The sequence below is a fragment of the Thiomonas sp. X19 genome, assembly GCF_900089495.1.
Classification (GTDB): Bacteria; Pseudomonadota; Gammaproteobacteria; order Burkholderiales; family Burkholderiaceae_C; genus Thiomonas_A.
Genome location: NZ_LT605203.1, coordinates 3,810,420 through 3,834,338, shown reverse-complemented (window position 1 = coordinate 3,834,338; position 23,919 = coordinate 3,810,420). Strand labels below are relative to the sequence as shown.

Here is a 23,919-nt window from a genome sequence, read left to right as displayed (position 1 = left end):
CCGGCTTCGAGCGGTCAAGAAAAAGCCGCATGACCCAATGGTCATGCGGCTTTTTTGTCGTCTTGCGCAAGGGCTGGTTCGCGTCGGTTCAGCCGAAATGGCAGATGTAGTGATAAGGCTCGGCGCCGACGCGAATATCGAATGACGCATTGGCGGGTACCGAGAATTGCTGGCCGTCGCCGCTGGACAGCCAGGCCTCGGCGCCTTTGAGGCGCCACTCGCATGAGCCGCCCACGCCTTCCATGATCTCGGGCGAGCCCGTGTTGAAGGTGAGTTCGCTGCCTGCCAGGATGACGCCCACGCTCTTGCGGCTGCCGTCGGCAAGTTGCAAGTCGTGACTCACGCAGCGGCCATCGAAATACACGTTCGCTCGAGGCGTGACCTGGGCTTGGATGGTGCTTGGATGCATGGCGATGGCCCTCAATGAGGTTCCGCGGCAGACTTGCCGCGTTTGGCGGGAGCGGGCTTAGTGGATACGGCCTTGGCAGCCGTTTTGCTGACAGGCTTGCCGCCTGGCTTGTTGGCGGCTTTGCTCGCCGCTTTGGCTGGGGCTCGCGGCTTGGCTGCGCGCCTGGCCTTGGCGTTGGCGGCGATGCGCAGGCGCAGGGCGTTGAGCTTGATGAAGCCTGCCGCATCGGCCTGGTCGTAGGCGCCGCCGTCGTCGTCGAAGGTGGAGATCATCGGGTCGAACAGGCTGTCGGTGGCCGACTCGCGGCCCACGCACATGATCGTGCCCTTGTAGAGCTTCAGGCGTACCTTGCCGTTGACGCTGGCCTGCGAGGCGTCGATCAACCCTTGCAGCAGCACGCGCTCGGGCGCGAACCAGTAGCCGTTGTAGATCATGCGGGCATAGCGCGGCATCAGGTCGTCTTTCAGCGCTTGGACTTCGCGGTCGAGCGTGATGCTCTCAATGGCACGGTGCCCGGCCAGCATGATGGTGCCGCCCGGGGTTTCATAGCAGCCACGGCTCTTCATGCCGACGTAGCGGTTTTCCACCTTGTCGAGCCGGCCGATGCCGTGGCGACCGCCGATGGCGTTGAGCAGCGTGAGCACCTGTGCGGGTGACAAGCGCTTGCCGTCGATGGCGACGATGTCGCCGCGCTCGTAAGTCAGTTCGACGATCTGCGGCTTGCCCGGCGCCTTTTCCGGCGACAGGGTCAGGCGCCACATCTTGTCGTCGGGCGCGTAGTTCGGGTCTTCCAGCACGCCGCCTTCGTAGCTGATGTGCAGCAGGTTGGCGTCCATCGAGTACGGCGCGCCACCACCCTTGCGCTTCTTGAAGTCCACTGGAATGCCATGCTTGTCGGCATAGGCCAGCAATTTGTCGCGCGACAGCAAGTCCCATTCGCGCCAGGGGGCGATGACCTTCACGCCCGGCATCAGCGCATAGGCGGTGAGTTCGAAGCGCACCTGGTCGTTGCCCTTGCCGGTGGCGCCGTGAGAGATGGCGTCGGCCCGTGTCTTTTTGGCGATGTCGATCAGGCGCTTGCCGATCAGCGGACGCGCAATGGACGTGCCCAGCAGGTACTCGCCTTCGTACAACGCATTGGCGCGAAACATCGGGAAGACGAAGTCGCGCACGAATTCTTCGCGCAGATCGTCGATGTAAATGTTCTCGGGCTTGATGCCCATTTTCAGCGCCTTGGCGCGCGCCGGCTCGACTTCCTCGCCCTGGCCGATGTCGGCGGTGAAGGTCACCACCTCGCATTGGTATTCGTCTTGCAGCCACTTGAGAATGACCGAGGTGTCAAGCCCGCCGGAGTAGGCGAGTACGACCTTCTTGATGGGGGGGACCGTGCGTGTCGAGGCCATGAAAGGATCCAGTTTGGGTCAGCGAAACGAGCATTGTAGAAAAGCAAAATGCCCGGCGTTGCCGGGCATTCGGGGCCTGCAGTTCAGTCAGAGGTCAGGCGGCTTCTCTGGCTTGTTCGTTCATGGCAGGGTAGTCGGTGTAGCCATGCTCGCCACCGCCATAGAACGTCGTGGCGTCAGGCTTGTTCAGCGCGGCACCTTGGGCGAAGCGCTCCGCCAGATCCGGGTTGGCGATATAGGAGCGGCCGAAGGCCACCGCATCGGCCATGCCCGAGGCGATGCGTGCCTCGGCTGATTCCGGGGTATAGCCGCCGCAGACGATGATGCGCCCCCCATAGGCCGCACGCAGTTGCTGGCGGAAGCTGTCGGTCAGCGACGGGCCGCCCGCCCAGTCGGGCTCGGCGACGTGGATATAGGCCACGCCACGGCGGCCGAACTCGCGCGCCAGGTAGAGGTGGATGGCCTCGGTCTCGGTGTCGACGATATCGTGGCGGATGAAGTGCGGCGAGATGCGCACACCCACGCGATCCGCCCCGGCGACGGCGATGATCGCGTCCATCGCTTCCAGCACCAGGCGGGCGCGGTTCTCCAGGCTGCCACCGTACGGGTCGGTGCGCTGGTTGCTGTTGGTGGAGAGGAATTGCTGCAGCAAATAGCCATTCGCACTGTGCAGTTCCAGCATGTCGAAGCCTGCAGCCAGCGCGTTTTTCGCGGCCTGGGCATAGTCGGCGACGATGCCGGCAATCTCATGGGTTTCCAGAGCGCGCGGCATGTCGCAGGGCACGCGCGCCGGGCCCTCGGGCGTCACGACGAAGGACTCCCCGGTATCGCTGCGAATGGCTGACGGCGCCACGGGCGCTTGGCCGCCTTCTTGCAGCAGGTGATGCGAAATGCGGCCCACATGCCAGATTTGCAAGGCCATGCGGCCGCCAGCAGCATGAACCGCGTCGGTCACCAGCTTCCAGCCCGCGACTTGCGCGTCGGTGTAGATGCCGGGGGTCCAGGCATAGCCCTGGCCCTGGCGGGATATTTGCGTGGCTTCGCTGATGATCAACCCGGCGCTGGCGCGTTGGGCGTAGTAGGTCGCGTTCATCGCGCTGGGGATGTCGCCGGGTTGACTGGCGCGTGAGCGCGTGAGCGGAGCCATGACGATGCGATTCGGCAGTTTCAGGGAGCCGCAGGTCATGGGAGAGAAAAGCTGGGGCAGTGCAGGGTTCATGGACGGTCCTTTGGACAGGTTCGAGCTTCGCCGTGCTTGTCTGGCAAAAGTTCGTGAAATGGTGCGGTGCAAGATGCATCGTAAGCAAGCTTGCGGGAAATTGCAGAGGACATGGCAAGACCTGGCGCCTGAATCCGTGGTAGGCGAGGCTGGTCCCGAGGCGCATTGCTGGATCTCCGATCAAAAAATACGTTGATCGTGAACCAAACATTGCGTTGGAAATGTCACGCGGGAGGCCCTAGGGTGAGGGGCAGCACCTCGCACACCACCCAGAGCCCCCATCATGTCCGGCCTCACCACCCTGATCGACCGCATCTTCTCCAATGGCCGTCCGCTGCACGATCCCACGGCGCACCCGGCCGGCGTCAGCACGATCAAGTCCACCACCTGTTACATGTGTGCCTGCCGCTGCGGCATCAACGTGCATGTGCGCGACGGCGAGGTGCGCTACATCGAGGGCAATCCCAACCATCCGCTCAACCATGGTGTGATCTGCGCCAAGGGCTCGGCCGGCATCATGAAGCAGGTCTCGCCCGCGCGGCTGACGCAGCCCCTCAGGCGCAAGCCCGGCGCCGAGCGCGGGGCAGGGGAGTTCGAGCCCATCTCCTGGGACGACGCCTTCAGCCTGCTGGAAGCCCGGCTGCGCCACATCCGCGCCACCGATCCCAAGCAGTTCGCCCTGTTCACCGGGCGCGACCAGATGCAGGCCCTCACCGGCTTGTTCGCCCGCGAATTCGGCACCCCCAACTACGCCGCGCATGGCGGCTTCTGCTCGGTGAACATGGCCGCTGGCATGATCTACACCACCGGCGGCAGCTTCTGGGAGTTCGGCGGCCCGGACCTGAAGCAGGCCAAACTGTTCGTCATGATCGGCACCGCCGAAGACCACCACAGCAACCCGCTGAAGATGGCGCTGTCGGACTTCAAGCGCGCGGGCGGGCGCTTCATTTCCATCAACCCGGTGCGCAGCGGCTATTCGGCGGTGGCCGACGAGTGGATCCCCATCCGTCCCGGCACCGACGGTGCGCTGTTCATGGCGCTGCTGCACGAACTGTTGCGCAGCGGCCGGTTCGATGCCGCCTACGCCGCCCGCTACACCAACGCCGCGCAGCTGGTGCGGATGCAGCCCGGCCACCCGGACGACGGCATGATGGTGCGCAACCCCGATGGTGAAGTGGGCGACCCCGCCGCGCCGCGCAACGCCTGGTGGTGGGACGCGGTCACCCAGAAGCCCGTGCCGGCCTGGGCCGACGACGCGCAGCCGGCCCTGTTCGGCCACTATCGCCTGCCCGACGGCACCCCGGTGGCCACCGCGCTGCAGCTGCTGCGCGAGCAGGTGGCGGCGTGCACGCCGGCGTGGGCCGCCACGATCACCGGCATCAGCGCCGCGCGCATCGCGCAGCTGGCCGAAGAGATGGCCGAGGCCGCCATCGACCAGGCCTTTGAGGTGCCGCAGCGGTGGCTCGATGCCTGGGGCCGCGAGCACAGCCATGTCACCGCCCGGCCGCTGGCGTTTCACGCCATGCGCGGGCTGGCGGCGCATTCCAACGGCTTCCAGACCATCCGCGCCCTGGCGGTGTTGATGAGCCTGCTCGGCACCATCGATGCTCCCGGCGGTTTCCGCCACAAGCCGCCATACCCCAAGCAGACGCCGCCGGGTGTGCGCACCGCGCGCTCGTGGAGCGACGTCAAGCCCAACACGCCCCTGAACGGCGCGCCGCTGGGCTGGCCAGCCGGGCCCGAGGACCTGATGGTGGACGAGGCTGGACGGCCCATGCGCATCGACAAGGCCTTCTCCTGGGAGCATCCGCTGGCGGTGCACGGGCTGATGCACAACGTCATCACCAACGCCTGGCGCGGCGACCCCTACCCCATCGACACCCTGCTGATTTTCATGTCCAACATGGCGTGGAATTCGGCCATGAACACGCAGCGCGTGCGTCGCATGCTCACCGATAAGCGTGCCGACGGCGAGCACAAGATTCCCTTCCTGGTGGTGTGCGACGCCTTCCAGTCCGAGATGGTGGCCTTCGCCGATCTGGTGCTGCCCGACACCAGCTATCTGGAACGGTTCGATGCGATGTCCATGCTCGACCGCCCGATCTCCGAATTCGACGGCGCGATGGACTCGGTGCGTGTTCCCGTGGTGCCGGCCCTGGGCGCATGCCGGCCGTTCCAGGAGGTGCTGATCGAGCTGGCCTCGCGTCTGGGCTTTCCGGCGTTCACCGCGGCCGACGGCAGCCGCAAGTACAAGGGGTACACCGACTTCATCGTCAACTACGAAACGGCACCCGGCTCGGGCGTGGGCTTTCTCTCCGGCTGGCGCGGCAAGGACGGCAGCAAGACGCTCAAGGGCGAGCCCAACCCCGAGCAGTGGGAGCGCTACGCCGCGAACGATTGCGTGCACTACACCCCCCTGCCCGAGAACCTGCGCTACATGCGCGGCGTCAACCGCGACTACCTGCGCTACGCCAAGGAGATGGGCTGGCGCCGGCGCGACGATCCGGTGGTCATCGCCATCTATGCCGAGGTGCTGCAGAAGTTCCGCCTGGCCGCGCGTGGCCGTGCCGAGGAGGCGGCCGCCGCGAGCCCAGCCCAGCCGCGCCGCCAGCCGCCGGCGCATTTGCGCGCGCGCATCGCCCACCATTTCAACCCATTGCCGTTCTGGGAGCCGCCGCTGGAGCAGGCGCAGACCGACGCCGCGGCCTTTCCGCTGGCGGCGGTGACGCAGCGGCCGATGGCCATGTACCACGCCTGGGATGCGCAAAACGCCTGGCTGCGGCAAATTCACGGCCACAACCCCTTGTTCGTGCACCCGCAAACCGCAAGCAAAGCCGGAGTGGATGACGGTGCCTGGCTGTGGGTGGAGTCGCCCTGGGGCCGGGTGCGCTGCGTCGCGCAGTATTCCGAGGCGGTGGAGCCCGGCACGGTGTGGACCTGGAACGCCATCGGCAAGGCCAGCGGCGCCTGGGGCCTGCAGCCGGGCGCGGCCGAGTCGCGCCGCGGCTTCCTGCTCAACCACCTGATCACCGACGAGCTGCCCGGCGCCAACGGTCCGCTGTCCAACAGCGACCCCATCACCGGTCAGGCCGGCTGGTATGACGTGCGGGTGCGGCTGCGCCCGGCCGACGCCCCTGAGATGGCAACCGGCGACGATGCCTACGCCGAGGTCCACGGCGCCCCCCTGCCGGCAACGGCCGACGTGTTGCACGCGGTCGATGCCGACGCCAGTTGGCCCCGCCACGCCCCGCCGCCGCGCACCCCCGGCCAGCACGCCGGGCCGCAATCGCACGAGCAGGTGCTGCGATACCACGCCGGGCGCATGCACAAGGCCACGACCTCTCAACCCAAGGCCCGCTCATGACCCAACTCGCCCTGGTCATCGACCTGGATGTCTGCGTCGGCTGCCATGCCTGCGTCACGTCCTGCAAACAATGGAACACCTCGGGCGCCGCCGGCCCCTTGAGCGACCTGGATCCCTACGGCAGTGACGCCTCGGGGGTCTTCTTCAACCGCGTGCAGACCTTCGAGGTCGGCCAGTTTCCCAACACGCAGGTGGTGCATTTCCCCAAGAGCTGCCTGCACTGCGAGGAGCCGCCCTGCGTGCCGGTGTGCCCCACGGGCGCCTCCTACAAGCGCAAGGAAGACGGCATCGTGCTGGTGGATGCCGACAAATGCATCGGCTGCAAATACTGCGCCTGGGCCTGCCCCTACGGCGCCCGCGAGTTCGATGAGGACCGCGGCATCATGACCAAATGCACCCTGTGCGTGGACCGCATCTACGACGAAGCCACGCCGCCCGAGCGCCGCAAACCCGCCTGTGTCAACGCCTGCCCGACCCATGCGCGGCTGTTCGGCGATGTGCACGACCCCGAGTCCGAGGTGTCGCAAGCCATTCGCAGCAGGGGTGGCTACGCCCTGATGCCCGAACTCGGCACCCGCCCCGCCAACCAGTACCTGCCGCGCCGGGCGATGGTGGCCGCAGGTCTGCAGGATGGAGCGGCAGGCGGACCGGCCGCTGCCCAGCCCCAGCCTCCATCGCAAGCCGGCATGCAGCCCGCGATGGCCGACACGGGGGAGTGTGCCGCCGCCACGGAACTGGTGCGCGAGAGCGAAAGCCTGCTGTCACGCATCTTCGGCCGCATGACGGGCGGCGTGGCCAGCAGGCGCACATCGGCGGCATCGTCCATACGCGCCAGTGCGGGCCGCGCATGCAGCGGCTGCGGATGCGACAAAGCTGCAGCCGCCGGCGCGGTTGCGGACTTGGCGCTGCATGCTGGCGCTGCCGGCGCCACGCCAGCATGCCGCACCCAGCCAGCCGGCGCAGCGCCACAGCTGGCCGCCGCTCTGCTCGGAGGACGTTGAGCATGCGTCCCGCCTGGTCGGTTTTAGTCCTCACCACCTGGATCGGCTGCGCTCAAGGCCTGGCCGTGGCGCTGGCCTTGGTGGCCTTGGGCGCCTTCGGCGGCCTATCCGTGGCGCATGGGGCGGCGCAGGGCGTGGCGCAGCTGGCTTTGCTCATCGTGCTGCTGCTCGGTGCCGGCGGACTGGTGGCTTCGTTCCTGCACCTGGGCCGGCCCGAGCGCGCCTGGCGCGCCGCAGCGATGTGGCGCACGTCCTGGTTGTCGCGCGAGGTCATCGCCCTGCCGGTTTTTCTCGGCGTGGCCGCGCTCTGCTGGGTGGCGCTGCGCTGGGGCGGAACCCTGCCGCAGGTGCTGGCCTTCTTGCTGCTGGCGCTGGCCGCGGCCGTCTTGTGGGTCTGCACGGCGATGATCTATGCCGGGGTGCGTTTCATCCGCGAGTGGGCCACGTCCTGGACCCTGGTGAATTTCGTGCTCATGGGCCTGGCCTCGGGTTTCATCCTCGCGGCGCTGCTGTTCGCCTGGCATGGCCTGCCGGCACGCGCTCTGGCGGCCTCGGCCCTGGCGCTCACCCTGGCGGCGGCGCTGGCGCGCGCCGCGCTGTTCCTGCGCAACGCACGGCTGCAGCCGGCGGGCAGCCTGGCCACGGCCATCGGTGTGCGCTCGGGCGACATCCGGCAGATTTCGCGCGGCTTCACCGCCGGCAGTTTCAATCTGCACGAGTTCACGCACGGCGCCGGCGCCAAGCGGGTGGCGGCGGTGCAGATGGGCTTCGCCGTGCTCGGCTTCGGGCTGCCCCTGGCGCTGCTGGGCGCGGCCGCCGGTGCGGCGCAGCCCACAGCCTGGCTGCTGGCGGCCTGGCTGCTGCAAATGGCCGGGCTGGTGCTGGAGCGCTGGTGGTTTTTTGCGCAGGTGCAACATCCGCAAAACCGCTACTACGCGGCGGCGCATTAAGCATGAGGCCATGCACTGACCCGGACCTGCAGTGAACCAAGCGCGCGGCCGGGGTTCTGAGAAGGCATTCCATCTCTCACGGAGTTGCCCCGATGTCTGGTTTTTATCGCGCGGCTGCAATGATCGCCGCTTGTGTGTTGGGTGTTTCCAACGCCCTGGCGCAGACCCCAGCGGCATCCGGCGCCACAGTCCCGGTTTGCGATCACACCTGCCTGCATGCGCTCAACCAGCAGATGAGCCAGCTTTACCGCGCCGAGTTGGCCCGCACCCAGGGCACCATCGGCGAGCGCAGGCTCATCCATGCGCAAAACCTTTGGCGCCGTTACACCAACGCCGATTGCATGTTCCGCCTGGGCCCGCAACGCACGGGCGGGCCCGATTGGGTGACGCAGGAGGACAGTTGCCTGGCAGCGCATGTGCAACGCCGCATCACCGCCCTGCAAGGTTTTGACGATTGCCGCCGGCATGGCGACTGCCCGGCCATCGGCCCGGTGTGGGGTGGCGGCGCACCCTGACGCCGTGGCCTCAGGGTGCGCCGCAGAACCAGCCGGACTCAGCGGTCGATGCCGCCCAGGCAGAGGTATTTCATCTCGACGTACTCCTCGATGCCGTGGTGCGAACCCTCGCGGCCCAGGCCCGATTGCTTGACCCCGCCGAACGGCGCCACCTCGTTGGACATGAGCCCGGTGTTGACGCCCACCATGCCGTATTCCAGCGCCTCGCCGACGCGGAAAATGCGGCCGACATCGCGGCTGAAAAAATAGGCCGCCAGACCAAATTCAGTGGCGTTGGCCGCGGCGATGACCTCCTCTTCGGTCTTGAAACGGAATACCGGCGCTACCGGGCCGAAGGTTTCCTCGCGGGCGCACAGCATGCCCGCGTTGGCCTCGGCCAGCACGGTCGGGGCGTAGAAGCGCCCGCCCGAGCCGCTGTCCAGGGTCTTGCCGCCGGTCAACACCTTCGCCCCCTTGGCCACGGCGTCGTCCACATGGCGCTGCACCTTGGCCAGCGCCTGGGCGTCGATCAGCGGGCCGACCTGCACCCCGGTGTCGAAACCGCCGCCCACCTTCATGGCCGACACTTGCCGGGCGAGCTTGACGACGAAGGCGTCGTAGATGCCATCCTGCACGTAGAGGCGGTTGGCGCACACGCAGGTCTGGCCGGCATTGCGGTATTTGCTCTGCATCGCGCCTTCCACCGCAGCGTCCACATCGGCATCGTCGAAGACGATGAAGGGCGCATTGCCGCCCAACTCCAGGCTCAGCTTCTTGATGGTGGGCGCCGATTGCGCCATGAGAATGCGCCCGACCTCGGTGGACCCGGTGAACGACAAATGCCGCACCACCGGACTGGCGCACAGCACACCGCCAATCTCGACCGAGCCCTCGGCATCGCTGGTCAGCATGTTCAGCACCCCCGGCGGCATGCCGGCGCGCAGCGCCAACTCGGCGGCCGCCAAGGCCGTCAGCGGCGTCTGCTCGGCCGGCTTGATGACCACTGGGCAACCCGCGGCCAGGGCAGGCGCCACCTTGCGGGTGATCATCGCCAGCGGGAAATTCCACGGCGTGATGGCCGCACACACGCCAACCGGCTGGCGAATGACCAGCAGGCGCTTGGTGGCGTCGGGGCTGGGGATGGTTTCGCCATACACCCGCTTGGCTTCCTCGGCGAACCACTCGACGAAACTGGCGCCGTACACGACTTCGCCTTTGGCCTCGGCCAGCGGCTTGCCCTGCTCGGCGGTCATGATGCGGGCCAGGTCGTCGGCATGCTGCATCAGCAACTCGAACCAGCGGCGCATCACCGCAGCGCGCTGTTTCGCCGGTTGCGCGCGCCATGCGGGCCAGGCCCGGTCGGCGGCGGCAATCGCCGCTTCGGCTTCGGCCGCGCCCAGGCGCGGAACCCGGGCCAGCAGCCGGCCATTGGCCGGGTCGTGGACGGGCACGGTGTTGGTTGCGTCAACCCAGCGGCCGTCGATCAGGGCCTGGGTCTTCAACAGGCTGGGGTCTTGCAGCAGGGCAAGTGGCGAGGTGGCAGTATCCATGGTGCTTGTCGGGTGTGTGAACGGAACCAAGCGTCAATTTAGTCCCGCGCGGGCCGCCTTGCACAGCACCACATGGCGCGAGATCGGTCAACCACTGCGCAACCCCGGCATGCCCGCCTGTCGCAGCGCCTGCCGAAGATGGGGTCGGCGCCTAAAATCGCGGTTTCGTCAGCGCGGGTTTGCGCGTGGCAGCCCCCGTATGCGCCGACTCCATTCAGGTGTTTCGATGAACGTTTCCGACCTCCGCGAAAAATTTCTGGCTTATTTCGAGTCGCAGGGCTCCACCCGCGTACCGTCGTCGTCCCTGGTGCCGGGCAATGACCCGACGCTGCTGTTCACCAACTCCGGCATGGTGCAGTTCAAGGACGTGTTCCTCGGCCAGGACAAGCGCCCCTACACCCGCGCCACCACGGCGCAGCGCTGCGTGCGCGCCGGCGGCAAGCACAACGACCTGGAAAACGTCGGCTACACCGCGCGCCACCACACGTTTTTCGAGATGCTGGGCAACTTCAGCTTCGGCGACTATTTCAAGCGCGACGCCATCCGCTACGCCTGGGAGTTGCTGACCACCGTGTACAAACTGCCCGCCGACAAGCTGTGGGTCACGGTCTACGCCGAGGACGACGAAGCGCATGACATCTGGGCGAAGGAGATTGGCGTGCCCATTGAGCGCATCGTGCGCATCGGCGACAACAAGGGCGCGCGCTACGCCTCCGACAACTTCTGGCAGATGGCCGACACCGGCCCCTGCGGGCCTTGCAGCGAAATCTTCTACGACCACGGCCCGGACGTCTGGGGTGGCCCGCCCGGCTCGCCCGAGGGCGATGGCGACCGCTACATCGAGGTCTGGAACCTGGTGTTCATGCAGTACGAGCGCAGCGTGGCCGAGGAAACGAGCTTCGCCAGCGAGGTCGAGGCCCAGGCCCAGGCCGCCAAGGCCGATGCCGAGCGCGCCGGCACCATCGCCCTCGTCGCACGTCAGGGCGACGCCTGGAAGCTGACCACCTATGCCCAAAAACCGTTGCCGCGTCCCTGCGTGGACACCGGCATGGGGCTGGAGCGCATTGCCGCGGTGCTGCAGCATGTGCACAGCAATTACGAGATCGACCTGTTCCAGAAACTCATCCAGGCCGCCGGACGCGAAACGGGTTGCGCCGATCTCGGCCATGTGTCGCTGAAGGTGATCGCCGACCATATCCGCGCCTGCGCCTTTCTCATCGCCGACGGCGTGATTCCCGGCAACGAAGGCCGCGGTTATGTCCTGCGCCGCATCACCCGCCGCGCGCTGCGCCATGGCTACAAGCTGGGCCAGCACAAACCGTTTTTCCACAAACTCGTTCCCGATCTGGTGGCCGAGATGGGCGCGGCTTATCCCGAATTGGCGCAGGCTTCCAGCCGCATTCAGGACACCCTCGAAGCCGAGGAGAAGCGTTTTGGCGAGACGCTGGAAAATGGCATGCGCATCCTGGAAGCCGAACTCGACGCCATGCGCGCGCGCGGCGCATCCACGCTCTCGGGCGACGTGGCTTTCGCGCTCTACGACACCTACGGCTTCCCGCTCGACCTGACCGCCGATGTCTGCCGCGAACGCGATGTGGCGGTGGACGAAGTGGGTTTCGACGTTGCGATGGACCGGCAACGCGAGCAGGCGCGTGCTGCCGGCAAGTTCAAGATGACCGGCAATCTCGACTACAGCGGCGCCGCCACCCAATTCCAGGGCTACGAGCATCTGCAACTCGACGCCTGCAGGATTCTGGCGCTGTATGTGGGCGGCGCTTCGGTGCCGCGCATGGATGAAGGCGAGGAGGGTGTGGTGGTGCTCGACCGCACGCCGTTCTATGCCGAGTCCGGCGGCCAGGTGGGCGACGCCGGCGTGCTGTTCGAGGGGGATGCCTGCGGCCTGCGCTTTCTCGTGGCCGACACCCAAAAAATCCAGGCCGATGTCTTCGGCCACCATGGCCGGCTCGAAGTGGGCAGCCTGCATGTGGGCGAAACCGTGGCCGCGCGGGTGGACGCCGGGCGCCGCCACGCCACCATGCGCAACCACAGCGCCACCCACCTGCTGCACAAGGCGCTGCGCCTGGTGCTGGGCGAGCATGTGCAGCAAAAAGGCTCGCTGGTCGATGCCGAAAAGACCCGCTTCGACTTCGCCCACGACGCGCCGATTTCCGCCGAGGACGTTCAGCGCATCGAGCGTTGGGTGAACGAGCAGATCCTGCACAACGCCGCCACCCAGGCGCGGGTGCTGCCGATCGAAGAAGCCAAGAAAACCGGCGCGATGATGCTGTTCGGTGAAAAGTACGGCGACGTCGTGCGCGTGCTCGACATCGGCGACAGCCGCGAGCTTTGCGGCGGCACCCACGTGGCGCGCACCGGCGACATCGGCAGCCTGCGCATCATCAGCCAGAGTGCAGTGGCGGCCGGCGTGCGCCGCGTGGAGGCCGCCACCGGCATGAACGCCTTGCAACTGGGCCAGCGCCAGAGCAGTGAACTGGCGGCGCTGGCGGCCCTGCTGAAAACCCCGGAACACGAACTCGATGCCCGCGCCACGCAGTTGCTGGAGCAGTTGCGCGCACTGGAAAAAGACCTGGCTGCGCTCAAGGCCCAGCACGCCGCCTCGCGCGGCGTGGAACTGGCCGCGCAGGCGCAGGACATTGGCGGCGTCAAGTTCCTGGCCGCCCGCCTGGATGGTGCCGATGCCACGGCGCTGCGCAGTGTGGTGGATCAGCTCAAGGCCAGGCTCAAGTCCGCCGTGGTGCTGCTGGCCAGCACCGAGGGCGACAAGGTGCAACTGGCTGCCGGCGTCACCCAGGACCTGACGGCGCGCATCAAGGCGGGCGAACTGGTGAGCATCGCCGCGCAGCAAGTGGGCGGCAAGGGCGGCGGCCGGCCGGACTTCGCCATGGCCGGCGGCAGCCAGCCGCAGGCGGTGGACGCCGCGCTCGCCGCCGGGCACGCATTCGTCGCGCAGCGCCTGGTGGCGCAATCGGCCTGAGCGTGATCAACCCCATCCCGCAATCCCGCCACATCCTTCTGGGTGTGAGCGGTGGCGTGGCAGCCTACAAGGCTTGCGAACTGGTGCGCGGCCTGACCAAGGCCGGGCACCAGGTGCAAGTGGTGATGACCACGGCGGCCACGCATTTCGTCGGGCCGGCCACGTTCCAGGCGCTCTCGGGCCGCCTGGTGGCCACCGACCAGTGGCAGCCTTTGGCGGCCAGCGGCATGGACCATATCGACCTGGTGCGCGCCGCCGATGCCCTGGTGGTGGCTCCGGCCAGCGCCGACTGCCTCGGCAAGGCCGCGAACGGTTTGGGCGACGACCTGCTCTCCACCCTGGTGCTGGCGCGTGGCGCCGTGCCCACGGTGTTCGCCCCGGCGATGAACCGCGAGATGTGGGCCAACGCGGCGGTGCAGCGCAATGTGCAGCGCCTGCGTGAAGACGGCGTGCGCATTGCCGGCCCGGCCAGCGGCGAGCAGGCTTGCGGCGAGGTGGGCGAGGGCCGCATGATCGAGCCCGAACACATCGTGCTCGAACTGGAAGCCCTGTTCCAGCCCAAGGCATTGGCCGGGCGGCGGGTGCTCATCACCGCCGGCCCTACCTTCGAGCCTTGGGACGCCGTGCGTGGCCTCACCAATCGCTCCAGCGGCAAGATGGGCTGGGCTTTGGCGCGAGCCGCCTGGGAGCAGGGCGCTGAAGTCACCTTGGTGGCCGGCCCCACGGCCTTGCCGCCGCCCTATGGCGTGCGCCTGCTGCCGGTGGAAACGGCCTTGCAGATGCGTGCCGCAGTGCTGGCCGCGCTGCCGGGGGTGGATGTGTTCATCGCCGCCGCCGCCGTGGCCGATTGGCGGCCATCGCAGGCGCATGCCGGCAAGCTGAAAAAGCAGCCCGATCAGCCGCCGCCGGTGCTGCAACTCGACACCAATCCCGACATCCTGGCCGAGATTGCCGCCCGGCCGGATGCGCCCTATTGCGTGGGCTTCGCCGCCGAGGCCGACGACCTGCTGGCCAACGCCCAGGCCAAGCGCCAGCGCAAGGGCGTGCCGCTGCTGGTGGGCAATCTCGGCCCGCAAACCTTTGGCCGCGACGACAACGCCTGCGTGCTGATCGACGCCCATGGCACCACCGAGCTGCCGCGCGCCAGCAAGCTGGAACTGGGCCGCCGCATCGTCAGTGAAACCGCGCTCCGTCTTCCCAGTTGTTCCAAGCCCCATCCATGACCCTGCCGATCGAAGTCCGCCTGCTCGACCCTCGCCTGCGCGAACAACTTCCCGCCTACGCCACCCCCGGGGCCGCAGGCATGGACCTGCGCGCCTGCATCGACGCGCCATTGGTGCTCACGTCCGGCCACGCCGAGTTGATCGCAACCGGCCTGTCCATCCATGTCGCCGACCCGGGGTATGCCGCGATCATCCTGCCGCGTTCCGGCCTGGGTCACAAGCACGGCATCGTGCTGGGCAATCTGGTGGGGCTGATCGATGCCGATTACCAGGGCCCGCTCATGGTGAGCTGCTGGAACCGCGGCACGCAGCCCTACACCGTGCAGCCCTTCGAGCGCATCGCACAACTGGTCATCGTGCCGGTGGTGCAGGCGCAGTGGCGGGTGGTCGACGCCTTCACGCCGAGCGCGCGTGGCGAAGGCGGTTTCGGCTCCACCGGCAAGGGCTGAGCCCGGCGTCGTCGCCCCGTATGGCTCGCAAGTACGCCCGTGCCATTGCCGCGCGTTTCGACGCGATGCGCGAGCACGCGCTGCTGCGGCCGTTTGCCAAGTATCTGGCGCATCCCGCACTGTGGAGCCTGCATCGGCGCAGCGTGGCGCTCGCCGTGGCCGCAGGCATGATTGGCGGGCTGATTCCCGGACCGCTGCAAATGCTCACCGCAGGCATCCTCGCCGTGCTGTTGCGCTGCAACTTTCCCATCGCCCTGGTCACCACGCTGTACTCCAACCCCTTGACCATCGTGCCGCTGTACCTGGCGGCCTACAAGCTGGGCAGCTGGGCCACCGGCATGAACGGCGGCAATGCGCTGGCGCCCTTGCCGCAATTCGATTGGACCCGGGTGGTCGATTCCACACGCGCCTTGATGCATTGGGCCATCGGCCTGGGCGAACCTTTGCTCGTGGGGCTGCCGCTGCTGGCGGTGTTGCTCGCGCTGGTCGGGTATACCGTGGTGCGGGTGGGATGGAACTGCTCCATTCGCCTGCAATGGAGCCGCCGTCGCGCGGCGCGTCTCGGCCGCTGAGTCCGGCGGCGCTAGGGCCTGTTCACGTTGCGGGGCATGCCGGCGAAGAACATGCCGCTGTCGACATCGTCGAGGTGGGCGCTTTGCGCCTCGCGCTCGTCCGGGTCGGGCTCGCGCACTTCCAGAATGGTGTAGTGCACGCGCAAGGCCATGCCGGCCAGCGGGTGGTTGCCATCGAGCACCACCTTGTCGTCGGCAATGTCGGTCACGGTGTACAAGGCGCCTGGCGCGCCCGGTGCGCAGCCAGCGGGCAGATGCTCGAACTGCATGCCGGGCTCAAGCACGTCCGGAAACAGCTTGCGCTCTTCGAGGCGCAGGAGATCGGGCTCGTAGTCGCCGAACGCGTCATGCGGTTCGATCTGCAATTGACCGCTGTCGCCAACCTGCTTGCCCATCAGATCTTGCGAGATGGCGGGCAGCAGATCGGCACCGCCGACGTAAAAGTCCGTGCCGTCTTCATGCTCGGCAATGGGTTCGTTCTGCGCGTCGGTCAGATGCCAGGACAGGGACACGACGGTATCGGGGGCGGCTTGCATGGTGGAAACGTGCTGAATGCGGCTGTCAGAAGGGGAATGGCGCGAAGAGCGCACGGGCGCGGCCACAACGGGTTGATGCTGCAAGCTTAGCGTCTGCTCGCATGAAAGCTAAACTCGAATGATGCAGTCCAGTGCGGGTGTCGAGCCCGGCCGCGTCAGCATTCCCGCACCTCCTCAGCGCAGTCCCGGTATGAACCTCCTCACCCAACCCGCTGCCTGGCCCCTGGCCGGCATCAGTCTCGAACGGTTTCTGCAGCGCCATTGGCAACGCAAGCCTTTGCTCCTGCGCCAGGCCGTCCCGGGTTTCAAGCCCTTGTTGAGCCGGGCCGAGTTGTTCGATCTCGCGAGCGACGACGCTGTCGAATCGCGTCTGATCCGGCGCCAGGCTGCCGGCAAATGGGATCTCAAGCACGGTCCTTTCACCCGCCGCAGCCTGCCCGCCTTGCGCCAGCCCGACTGGACCCTGCTGGTGCAGGGAGTCGATGCGCTGGACGACGCGGTTGCCGAATTGCTCGCCAGGTTTCGCTTCATCCCCGATGCGCGCCTGGACGATGTGATGATTTCCTGGGCCAGCGACGGTGGCGGCGTGGGTCCGCATGTCGATGCCTATGACGTGTTTCTGCTGCAGGCCGAAGGGCAGCGCCGCTGGCGCATCGGCCCGGTGCGCACGCCGCGCTTCGAGCCGGACCAACCTTTGAAGCTGCTGGTGGACTTCGTTCCCGACACCGACCACCTGCTCGACCCAGGGGACATGCTCTACCTGCCTCCAGGCTGGGGCCATGATGGCGTTGCCATCGGACCCTGCATGACCTACTCCATCGGCTTTCGCGCACCACCCGCCGATGAGTTGCTGCGGCAACTGCTGTGGAAGCTGGCGGAGGACCTGAAGCCCGGGCCACGCTACAGCGACCGGGGCCGGATCGACACGCTTGCAGCAAGGGCCCCCGCGCGTTTGCCAGGCGCCATGGTCGAATTTTTGCAAGCAGCATTTGTCCGGCTCAAACCCGGCAAGCGTGAGTTCGAAGCCGCGCTCGGCGAATTGCTCACCGAGCCCAAGCAGCTCGTCTGGTTCGATCCCAGCAGGCAGTCCGCCGCGCAACTGGCTCGCGCTTGCGCCCGCGGCGGGCTGCGGCTGGATCGACGCAGCCGCATGCTCTATGCCTCGGCCAGCGTGTTGATCAATGGTGAGCGGCTTGCATCGCCCCTGGCCCGCTCCAGCCTGTTGCGCCGACTGGCGGATCGACGTCAGCTCAGCTCGCAGGACTGGAAAGGCGCGACCGCACCCGAGCAGGCTGTGCTCCTGCAATGGTGCGAACAGGGATGGGCGCATCCATCCACGGCGGCGGAGCACCGATGACTTCGGCAGCACAAAGCACGAACTCGGCTGCGACGGCCATCTCAGGCCTCAGCGCCTGGCAGCGGGCCATCGCCGAGTTATTGAGCGCACCAGGACAGACCTTCAGCATGTACAGCGCTGACTATGCCGACTGGCCGTTGAACCAACTCGAACTCGTCAACGCCCTCGACGCCTGGGGTCTGCAGCGCAAGCATCCCAGCATCCGCATGTTGGCACGTCGCTTCGACATCGTGCAGCGCGACCAGGCGCGATTTACCCAGTGGCGCGTGCGGTTCTCGCATTTGATCGACTGTCGTGAACTGCCCGAAGATCTCGCCGCGCCTGCCGAGTGTTTGCTCATGCCTGAACGAGGACTCGTGGCGATCCCCAGTGATGGCCATCGGCGCGCATCCCAGTGTTCCGGAGGGCGGCTTCATGCGGCGTTTGAACGGTTTGACCAAGCCTGGGCCCTGTCTGATCCAGGCTTTCCGGCACATGTCCTTGGGTTGTGAATTTTTCGCAACAAGATTGGTTTTCTCAAATGCAGCTACCGGGGGAAACCCGAGCACGCGCTATACTTTCAACTGAACTTGACATGGCCCTTGTGGCATGAGGGTTCATGCGTTTTACCATTCCCGGAATCCACCGATTTCAATCGCCCGTTTGATCTGTCTGACGCTTTGAGGAAACAAATGAAAAAGTCCCTTCTGTTGGCTTCCATGATCGCTGCCCTGGCCCTGGCTGCTTGCGGTAAGAAAGAAGAAGCTGCTCCTGCTGCTTCTGCTCCCGCTTCGGCTGCGGCTCCTGCTGCCGCTTCGGCTCCCGCTGCTTCCGCTCCTGCTTCGGCCGCCGCTCCTGCTGCTGCTTCGGCGCCTGCTGCATCCGCTCCCGCCAGCGCTGCCAGCAAGTAAGCAACCTCGGCGCGATTCTTTCGCTTCGAACCAAAGCCAGCGCAAGCTGGCTTTTTTATCGGGGGTTGTTGCTCTTTGATGTGTTTCGTCAAGGCAGGCAACAAAAAAGCCCGTGTCGATGACAGCGGGCTTTTTTGTTGCCGAGCTTGTGGGCTCGGTTGCAAGCGCAAGACTTATTTGATCTTGCCTTCCTTGTAAGAAACATGCTTGCGCGCCACCGGATCGAACTTCATGATTTCCATCTTTTCCGGTTGGATGCGCTTGTTCTTGGTGGTGGTGTAGAAGTGGCCGGTTCCAGCAGTGGATTCCAGCTTGATTTTTTCACGTCCGCCCTTGGCCATGGTGATTTGCTCCTGTCCTGTTCAGTGCTCAGACTTCGCCGCGCGCGCGAAGATCGACCAGCACGGTGTCGATGCCGACTTTGTCGATGAGGCGCAACCCTGCATTCGAGATGCGCAGGCGCACGAAGCGGTTTTCGCTTTCGACCCAGATTCTGCGGTATTGCAGGTTGGGCAGGAAACGACGCTTGGTTTTGTTATTGGCGTGGGAAACGTTGTTGCCCACCATCGGCGCTTTGCCGGTTACTTGACAGACCCGTGCCATGGAGCACTCCACCTATATGAATGAAAACAAACCATAAATTATACAACGTTTCGGCCCCATTTCAAAGCCGGACCCGGCAGGGCGTCAAAGAGGCGACGGCTTCAGTTCTCTCTGGCAGGGAACCGCGTGGGTTTGCAGCCAGTTTTGTCCCGGTGCTGGGAGCTGGATGGCGGTGAGACTGCCGCCCCAGAGGCAGCCGCTGTCCAAACATAGTGCATTGTTGGCCCAGTGCAGCCCAAGCGTGGACCAGTGGCCAAAGGCGATGGGTGTGTTTTCCGTATGTCGTCCGGGCGCCAGGAACCATGGCACCAGGCCCGGCGGTGCACGGTCGACTTCCTGTTTGAAATGAAAGTCGATGCTTCCTGCGGCATGGGCCGAGGTGTCGATGAAGCGCAGCCGGGTCAAGGCGTTGATGGTGATGCGCCAGCGCTCCGGGCCCTGCAGCATGTCGCTCCAGCGGTCGGGCTGATTGCCGAAGACCTCGCGCAGAAAGCCGGCCAGATCCGGGCCGCGCAGTTGCTCCTGCACTTCGCTGGCGAGTTGAAGGGTCTGCTCGCAAGTCCACTGCGGCAGCACGCCGGCATGCACCAGCAGCCAGCCATGCTCGAACAAGGCCAGTGGCCAGTGGCGCACACGGTCGAGTAGATCGTCTCGGTCAGGCGCATCGAGGATGGGCTGCAAGGTGTCCGTCCGGTGGGCCTTGCGCACACCATGGGCCACGGCCAAAAGATGCAGATCATGGTTGCCCAGCAGGCACTGTGCGGCATCGCCCAACGCCATGAGCCGGCGCAGCACGGCGAGCGAGCCGGCTCCGCGGTTGACGGCGTCGCCCAACACGATGAGGCGGTCATGCGCCGGGTCGAAGGCAATGAAGTCGAGCAGGCGAGCGAAGGCTTGGTCGCAGCCTTGCAAGTCTCCAATCAGATAGATGGCCATGGCTTCCTAGAATAGCTGCAACTGTCAAAGTACGACGGCTGCTGGCTTCCCGATGGCTGAGTGATTTCGGTGAAGCCGTACTTGCGAAGTCATCTCCATTGCCTGCCCCCGAAACGACCCGCCATGGCGCAACTCGACCCCACCTTGTTCAAGGCCTACGACATTCGCGGCATCGTCGGCCGCAGCCTGACCGAGATGGCGTGTGAGCACATTGGCCACGCCTACGCCACGCTGGCGCGCGAACTGGGCCAGGGCGCGGTGTACGTCAGCCGCGACGGCCGCAACTCCGGGCCTGCGCTGGGCGCCGCACTTGCCAACGGCCTGCGCGCGGGTGGGCTGGATGTGATCGACATCGGCATGAACGCCACGCCGATGCTGTATTACGCCTGCGCCACCAGCGATGTGCCCAACGGCATCCAGATCACCGGCAGCCACAATCCACCCGAGTACAACGGCCTGAAGATGGTGCTGGGCGGCGACGCCCTGCATGGCAAGGACATCGCCCGTCTGCGCGAGTTGACGCAGTCCGAGCAGTACGCCACGGGTGCGGGTGGCTTGCGTCATGCCAGCGTGGTCGAGCCCTACCTGCAGAGCATCGTGCAGGACGTCAAGCTGGCGCGCCCGCTGAAGGTGGCGGTGGATTGCGGCAACGGCGTGTCCGGCGCCTTTGCGCCCGACTTGTTGCGTCGGCTGGGTTGCGAGGTCACCGAGTTGTTCTGCGAGGTGGACGGCACCTTCCCCAACCATCACCCCGACCCGGCGGATCCGCACAACCTGGAAGATCTGCAGCGCGTGCTGCGCGACACCGACGCCGAAATCGGCCTGGCTTTCGACGGCGATGGCGACCGGCTCGGCGTGGTCACGAAGCGCGGCCACGTCATCTGGCCCGATCGCCAGCTCATGCTCTATGTGGCCGACGTGCTCACGCGCCACCCTGGCGCCCCCATCATTTTCGACGTCAAGTGCACCGCCAACCTCGGTCCCTGGGTGCGCAAGCATGGCGGCGAACCGATGATGTGGCGCACCGGGCATTCGCTCATCAAGGCGCGCATGAAAGAGGTGCAGGCGCCGCTGGCCGGCGAGATGAGCGGGCATATTTTTTTCAAGGATCGCTGGTTCGGCTTCGACGATGCGCAATATGGCGCCGCCCGTTTGCTGGAATTGCTGGCGCGCGTGGCCGATCCCGAAGCCCACTTGCTGGCTTTGCCCGATTCCGTCTCCACCCCCGAACTCAAACTCGATACCGCCGAGGGCGCCAACTTCGTGCTTTGCGAACGCCTGCTGCGCGAAGCCAAATTCCCCGGCGCAGTCCAACTGCACACCATGGACGGCGTGCGTGCCGAGTATGCCGATGGCTTCGGCCTGGCCCGCCCCTCCAACACCACGCCTTGTGTGGTGCTGCGCTTCGAAGGCCAGACCACCGCGGCCCTGGCACGTATCCAGGGCGAATTCCGCGCCGCATTGCACGCGTTGGACCCCGCGCTGAAATTGCCGTTTTGACAAACCCGATGCGCGTTCTGTTGGTCAAGACCAGCTCCATGGGGGACATCGTCCACGCCCTTCCGGTGGTGAGCGACATCAAGGCGGCTTTCCCCGGTGCGCAGGTCGACTGGTTGGTCGAGGAGGCCTACGTCCCCTTGGTGCAGGCGCATCCGGCGGTTGACAGAATCATTCCACTCGCCCTGAGACGCTGGCGCAAAAATCTCGGGTCTACAGAAACGCGCGAGGAGTGGCGCGCCATGGTGCGCAGCCTGCGGAACTTTCGTTTTGACGCCGTCATCGACCTGCAGGGCCTGGTGAAAAGTGCACTCCTCGCCCGAGTAGCGCGTGGTCCGCACATCGGTCTGTCCTGGGCATCTTCGCGTGAGCCCCTGGCCCCCTTGTTTTACGACCGACGCATGAAGACGCCGCTGCGCCGCACCGAAGCTGCCGTGCCGCGCTACCGTCAACTTGCCGCCTGGGCCTTGGGCTACGCACCGTCCGGTCCGCCGCGCTATGGCTTGCAGGTGCAGGCCGAGCGTCCTGCCTGGCTGCCGGGTGTGCGGTCCTTTGCGGTACTGCTGTCGGCCACGGCCAAGCCGCGCAAGCTTTGGGCCGAGGACCGGTGGGTTGCGCTGGCTCGGTGGTTGCATCAGCATGACATCGCAAGTGTGTTTGCATGGGGCAACGCCATCGAGCGGGAGCGCGCCGAGCGCCTGGCCGCGCAGGTGAACGCCACGCTGACGAAGCCCGGCGCGGAAAGCGGCGGCCCGCCACAAGCCATCGAAGATGGGGCGATGGCGGCGCCCGAGGCCTTCGGGCTCGATGTCTGGATGCAGGTTCTCGCTGCATCCGCCTTGGTTGTCGGTGTCGACACCGGCTTGCTGTATCTGGGCGCCGCTGTCGGCACCCCCGCAGTGGCCGTCTACACCGGCTCATCCCCGCGCAGTGTCGAATTCGAATCGGCTGGGCCATGGCGCAGCCTGGGTGACGATGACCAGCCGCCGCTGTTGAACGATGTCATGCAAGCGGTAACGAGTCTGCTCGGCTTGCCGCTTGCGGCGGTGCTTTCCGCGCCCGACCAACCGGTCGCGCCCGCAGCATGGGCTTGAAGCGCGGCATGCAGGCAGCGCGTGCTGATGGCGTCGGCCTGAGTTGATGATGCCTGGGCGAATGACGCGAATGGTGCCATTTGCGCTCCGTCTCTACACCCTGGCTTGGCGCTTCATCGTGCCGCTCGCGATGCTGCGGCTCATCTGGCGTTCACGCCGCGAGCCCCTCTACCGTGGGCATCTGGCCGAGCGCCTGGGCTGGTATGGCCGCAAGCCAGATGCGAAGCGCGATGGCCTCCCGGTGCTGTGGCTGCACGCCGTCTCGCTCGGAGAAACGCGAGCCGCGCAACCCTTGTTGGACGCTTTGCGCGCGCAACATCCCCGGTTGCGACTGCTGCTGACGCACATGACGGCAACCGGCCGGGAAGCAGGCGTCGCGCTGCTGCGCGAAGGCGATGTCCAGGTCTGGCTGCCTTATGACCTGCCCGGACCCATGCGACGTTTTCTGCTCCACTTTCGCCCGGACCTGGGGGTGCTGATGGAGACCGAGGTCTGGCCCAATCTGGCGCAGGTCTGCGCCGGGCTCAACACGCCGCTGTTGCTGGCCAATGCTCGTCTATCCGCCCGCAGCGCGGCGCGCTGGGCCGCCTGGACCAGCCTGGCGCGCTCGGCCTTCGGATCGTTGACGGCAGCGGCCGCTCAAACCCGGAGCGATGCGGATCGTCTGCGCAAACTCGGCATCGCCGATGTCAGCGTGCTCGGCAATATCAAGTTCGACCGTGTCTCCAACCCCCGGCTGCGCGAACTCGGTCTGCAGTGGAAAATGCTGGTCAACCGCCCCATCCTGCTGCTGGCTTCCACCCGCGAACACCAAGGCCTGGCCGAGGAGGAATTGCTGCTCGACGCCATGCCGGCAGGCCTTCTACAGCGCGCCCTGCTCGTGGTGGTGCCGCGCCACCCGCAGCGCATGGATGCGGTGCACGCGCTGCTGCTGGCGCGTGGCTTGCGTGTCGTGCGTCGCAGCGAGGCCTTGCCGCGGGCCGACACCCAGGTCTGGCTTGGCGACAGCCTGGGTGAGATGCCGGCGTATTACGCCATGGCGGATGCAGCCTTTGTCGGTGGCAGCTTGCTGCCGCTGGGTGGCCAGAACCTGATCGAGGCCTGCGCCGAAGGCTGCCCGGTGGTGATGGGTCCGCACACCTTCAACTTCACTCAGGCAGTGGAGCAGGGCGTTGCCGCCGGGGCGGTGGCGCAGGCGCGTGATGCCTCTGCGGTGTGGTCAGGCTTGACGGCGTGGCTGGCAGACGCACGCGGTCTCGGGGCGGCCCGTGAAGCTGCGCTGCAGTTCAGCGCGGCGCACCGTGGAGCCGCCGAAGCCCAGGCAGCCTGGATCGGGCAGTATCTGCCGGCGCGACGCGCTTGATGGCTGCCTGATGA

21 protein-coding genes and 1 pseudogene are annotated in these 23,919 nt (G+C 66.4%); 14 read left to right on the top strand and 8 right to left on the bottom strand.

From position 1 onward, the window contains the following. Positions 1-88 precede the first annotated feature (88 nt). The 3 genes from THIX_RS18665 to THIX_RS18655 form a co-directional block, all read right to left on the bottom strand. The gene (locus THIX_RS18665; protein ID WP_112487390.1) at positions 89-409 is read right to left on the bottom strand and encodes a pyrimidine/purine nucleoside phosphorylase; all 321 of its coding nucleotides are present in this window, start codon (positions 407-409) and stop codon (positions 89-91) included. A gap of 11 nt (positions 410-420) precedes the next feature. Beyond that, positions 421-1,812 (bottom strand): argininosuccinate synthase, encoded by a 1,392-nt coding sequence (locus THIX_RS18660; RefSeq protein ID WP_112487389.1) that lies wholly within the window; start codon positions 1,810-1,812, stop codon positions 421-423. 94 nt (positions 1,813-1,906) lie between these two features. Further along, positions 1,907-3,031 carry an alkene reductase gene (locus THIX_RS18655; RefSeq protein WP_112487388.1) on the bottom strand — a complete coding sequence of 375 codons (1,125 nt, stop codon included), beginning with the start codon at positions 3,029-3,031 and terminating at the stop codon, positions 1,907-1,909. A gap of 283 nt (positions 3,032-3,314) precedes the next feature. Between THIX_RS18655 and THIX_RS18650 the strand changes: the two genes are divergently transcribed. The 4 genes and pseudogenes from THIX_RS18650 (at position 3,315) to THIX_RS18635 (ending at position 8,861) form a co-directional block, all read left to right on the top strand. Further along, positions 3,315-6,395 (top strand): molybdopterin oxidoreductase family protein, encoded by a 3,081-nt coding sequence (locus THIX_RS18650; protein WP_112487387.1) that lies wholly within the window; start codon positions 3,315-3,317, stop codon positions 6,393-6,395. Then, positions 6,392-7,072 (top strand): annotated as a pseudogene (locus tag THIX_RS18645) (4Fe-4S dicluster domain-containing protein); the annotation flags it as partial. The gene THIX_RS18650 and the pseudogene THIX_RS18645, both read left to right, overlap by 4 nt. A gap of 326 nt (positions 7,073-7,398) precedes the next feature. Continuing rightward, positions 7,399-8,346 (top strand): DmsC/YnfH family molybdoenzyme membrane anchor subunit, encoded by a 948-nt coding sequence (locus THIX_RS18640; RefSeq protein ID WP_112487386.1) that lies wholly within the window; start codon positions 7,399-7,401, stop codon positions 8,344-8,346. 92 nt (positions 8,347-8,438) lie between these two features. Then, positions 8,439-8,861: a lysozyme inhibitor LprI family protein gene (locus THIX_RS18635; protein ID WP_112487385.1), complete on the top strand. Its 423-nt coding sequence runs from the start codon at positions 8,439-8,441 to the stop codon at positions 8,859-8,861. A 38-nt stretch (positions 8,862-8,899) separates the two neighbouring features. Here the strand turns inward: THIX_RS18635 and THIX_RS18630 are convergent, their stop codons facing one another. After that, positions 8,900-10,390, bottom strand: a complete 1,491-nt coding sequence (locus THIX_RS18630; protein ID WP_112487384.1) for an NAD-dependent succinate-semialdehyde dehydrogenase — start codon at positions 10,388-10,390, stop codon at positions 8,900-8,902. 226 nt (positions 10,391-10,616) lie between these two features. Here THIX_RS18630 and alaS point away from each other — a divergent pair, with 226 nt between their 5' ends. The 4 genes from alaS to THIX_RS18610 are packed head-to-tail and all read left to right on the top strand — an operon-like array spanning position 10,617 to position 15,629. Continuing rightward, on the top strand, positions 10,617-13,385 hold the full coding sequence (gene alaS / locus THIX_RS18625) for an alanine--tRNA ligase (RefSeq protein WP_112487383.1): 2,769 nt from the start codon (positions 10,617-10,619) through the stop codon (positions 13,383-13,385). A gap of 2 nt (positions 13,386-13,387) precedes the next feature. Next, complete coding sequence (gene coaBC, locus THIX_RS18620; RefSeq protein ID WP_233224628.1) at positions 13,388-14,608, top strand: bifunctional phosphopantothenoylcysteine decarboxylase/phosphopantothenate--cysteine ligase CoaBC; 1,221 nt, start codon at positions 13,388-13,390, stop codon at positions 14,606-14,608. Further along, positions 14,605-15,057: a dUTP diphosphatase gene (gene dut, locus THIX_RS18615; RefSeq protein ID WP_199195333.1), complete on the top strand. Its 453-nt coding sequence runs from the start codon at positions 14,605-14,607 to the stop codon at positions 15,055-15,057. Before coaBC ends, dut begins: the two co-directional genes overlap by 4 nt. Positions 15,058-15,077: 20 nt before the next feature. Further along, positions 15,078-15,629, top strand: coding sequence for a DUF2062 domain-containing protein (locus tag THIX_RS18610; RefSeq protein ID WP_112487382.1), 552 nt, complete (start codon positions 15,078-15,080; stop codon positions 15,627-15,629). Positions 15,630-15,640: 11 nt separating this feature from the next. On the opposite strand, the gene THIX_RS18605 is transcribed toward THIX_RS18610, so the two are convergent. Further along, positions 15,641-16,165 carry a peptidylprolyl isomerase gene (locus THIX_RS18605; RefSeq protein ID WP_112488462.1) on the bottom strand — a complete coding sequence of 175 codons (525 nt, stop codon included), beginning with the start codon at positions 16,163-16,165 and terminating at the stop codon, positions 15,641-15,643. 190 nt (positions 16,166-16,355) lie between these two features. Between THIX_RS18605 and THIX_RS18600 the strand changes: the two genes are divergently transcribed. From THIX_RS18600 to THIX_RS24395, 3 genes are all read left to right on the top strand, one after another. Then, positions 16,356-17,522, top strand: coding sequence for a JmjC domain-containing protein (locus THIX_RS18600; RefSeq protein WP_112487381.1), 1,167 nt, complete (start codon positions 16,356-16,358; stop codon positions 17,520-17,522). A 137-nt stretch (positions 17,523-17,659) separates the two neighbouring features. Further along, positions 17,660-18,013 (top strand): hypothetical protein, encoded by a 354-nt coding sequence (locus THIX_RS18595; RefSeq protein WP_146748636.1) that lies wholly within the window; start codon positions 17,660-17,662, stop codon positions 18,011-18,013. Between the two features lie 180 nt (positions 18,014-18,193). After that, positions 18,194-18,412 carry a hypothetical protein gene (locus tag THIX_RS24395; RefSeq protein ID WP_112487379.1) on the top strand — a complete coding sequence of 73 codons (219 nt, stop codon included), beginning with the start codon at positions 18,194-18,196 and terminating at the stop codon, positions 18,410-18,412. A gap of 173 nt (positions 18,413-18,585) precedes the next feature. On the opposite strand, the gene rpmG is transcribed toward THIX_RS24395, so the two are convergent. The 3 genes from rpmG to THIX_RS18575 form a co-directional block, all read right to left on the bottom strand. Then, positions 18,586-18,753 carry a 50S ribosomal protein L33 gene (gene rpmG, locus THIX_RS18585; protein ID WP_112487378.1) on the bottom strand — a complete coding sequence of 56 codons (168 nt, stop codon included), beginning with the start codon at positions 18,751-18,753 and terminating at the stop codon, positions 18,586-18,588. Positions 18,754-18,781: 28 nt separating this feature from the next. Then, entirely contained in the window at positions 18,782-19,015 is a 234-nt protein-coding gene (gene rpmB / locus THIX_RS18580; RefSeq protein ID WP_112487377.1) for a 50S ribosomal protein L28, read from the bottom strand. An 84-nt stretch (positions 19,016-19,099) separates the two neighbouring features. Beyond that, positions 19,100-19,951: a symmetrical bis(5'-nucleosyl)-tetraphosphatase gene (locus tag THIX_RS18575; RefSeq protein WP_112487376.1), complete on the bottom strand. Its 852-nt coding sequence runs from the start codon at positions 19,949-19,951 to the stop codon at positions 19,100-19,102. A 123-nt stretch (positions 19,952-20,074) separates the two neighbouring features. Between THIX_RS18575 and THIX_RS18570 the strand changes: the two genes are divergently transcribed. From THIX_RS18570 to THIX_RS18560, 3 genes are all read left to right on the top strand, one after another. Beyond that, on the top strand, positions 20,075-21,451 hold the full coding sequence (locus THIX_RS18570; protein WP_112487375.1) for a phosphomannomutase/phosphoglucomutase: 1,377 nt from the start codon (positions 20,075-20,077) through the stop codon (positions 21,449-21,451). A gap of 8 nt (positions 21,452-21,459) precedes the next feature. After that, positions 21,460-22,542, top strand: a complete 1,083-nt coding sequence (gene waaC / locus THIX_RS18565) for a lipopolysaccharide heptosyltransferase I (RefSeq protein ID WP_112487374.1) — start codon at positions 21,460-21,462, stop codon at positions 22,540-22,542. A gap of 73 nt (positions 22,543-22,615) precedes the next feature. After that, a complete protein-coding gene (locus THIX_RS18560) occupies positions 22,616-23,905 on the top strand; it encodes a 3-deoxy-D-manno-octulosonic acid transferase (RefSeq protein WP_233224627.1) in 1,290 nt (429 codons plus the stop codon). Positions 23,906-23,919: the final 14 nt, after the last annotated feature.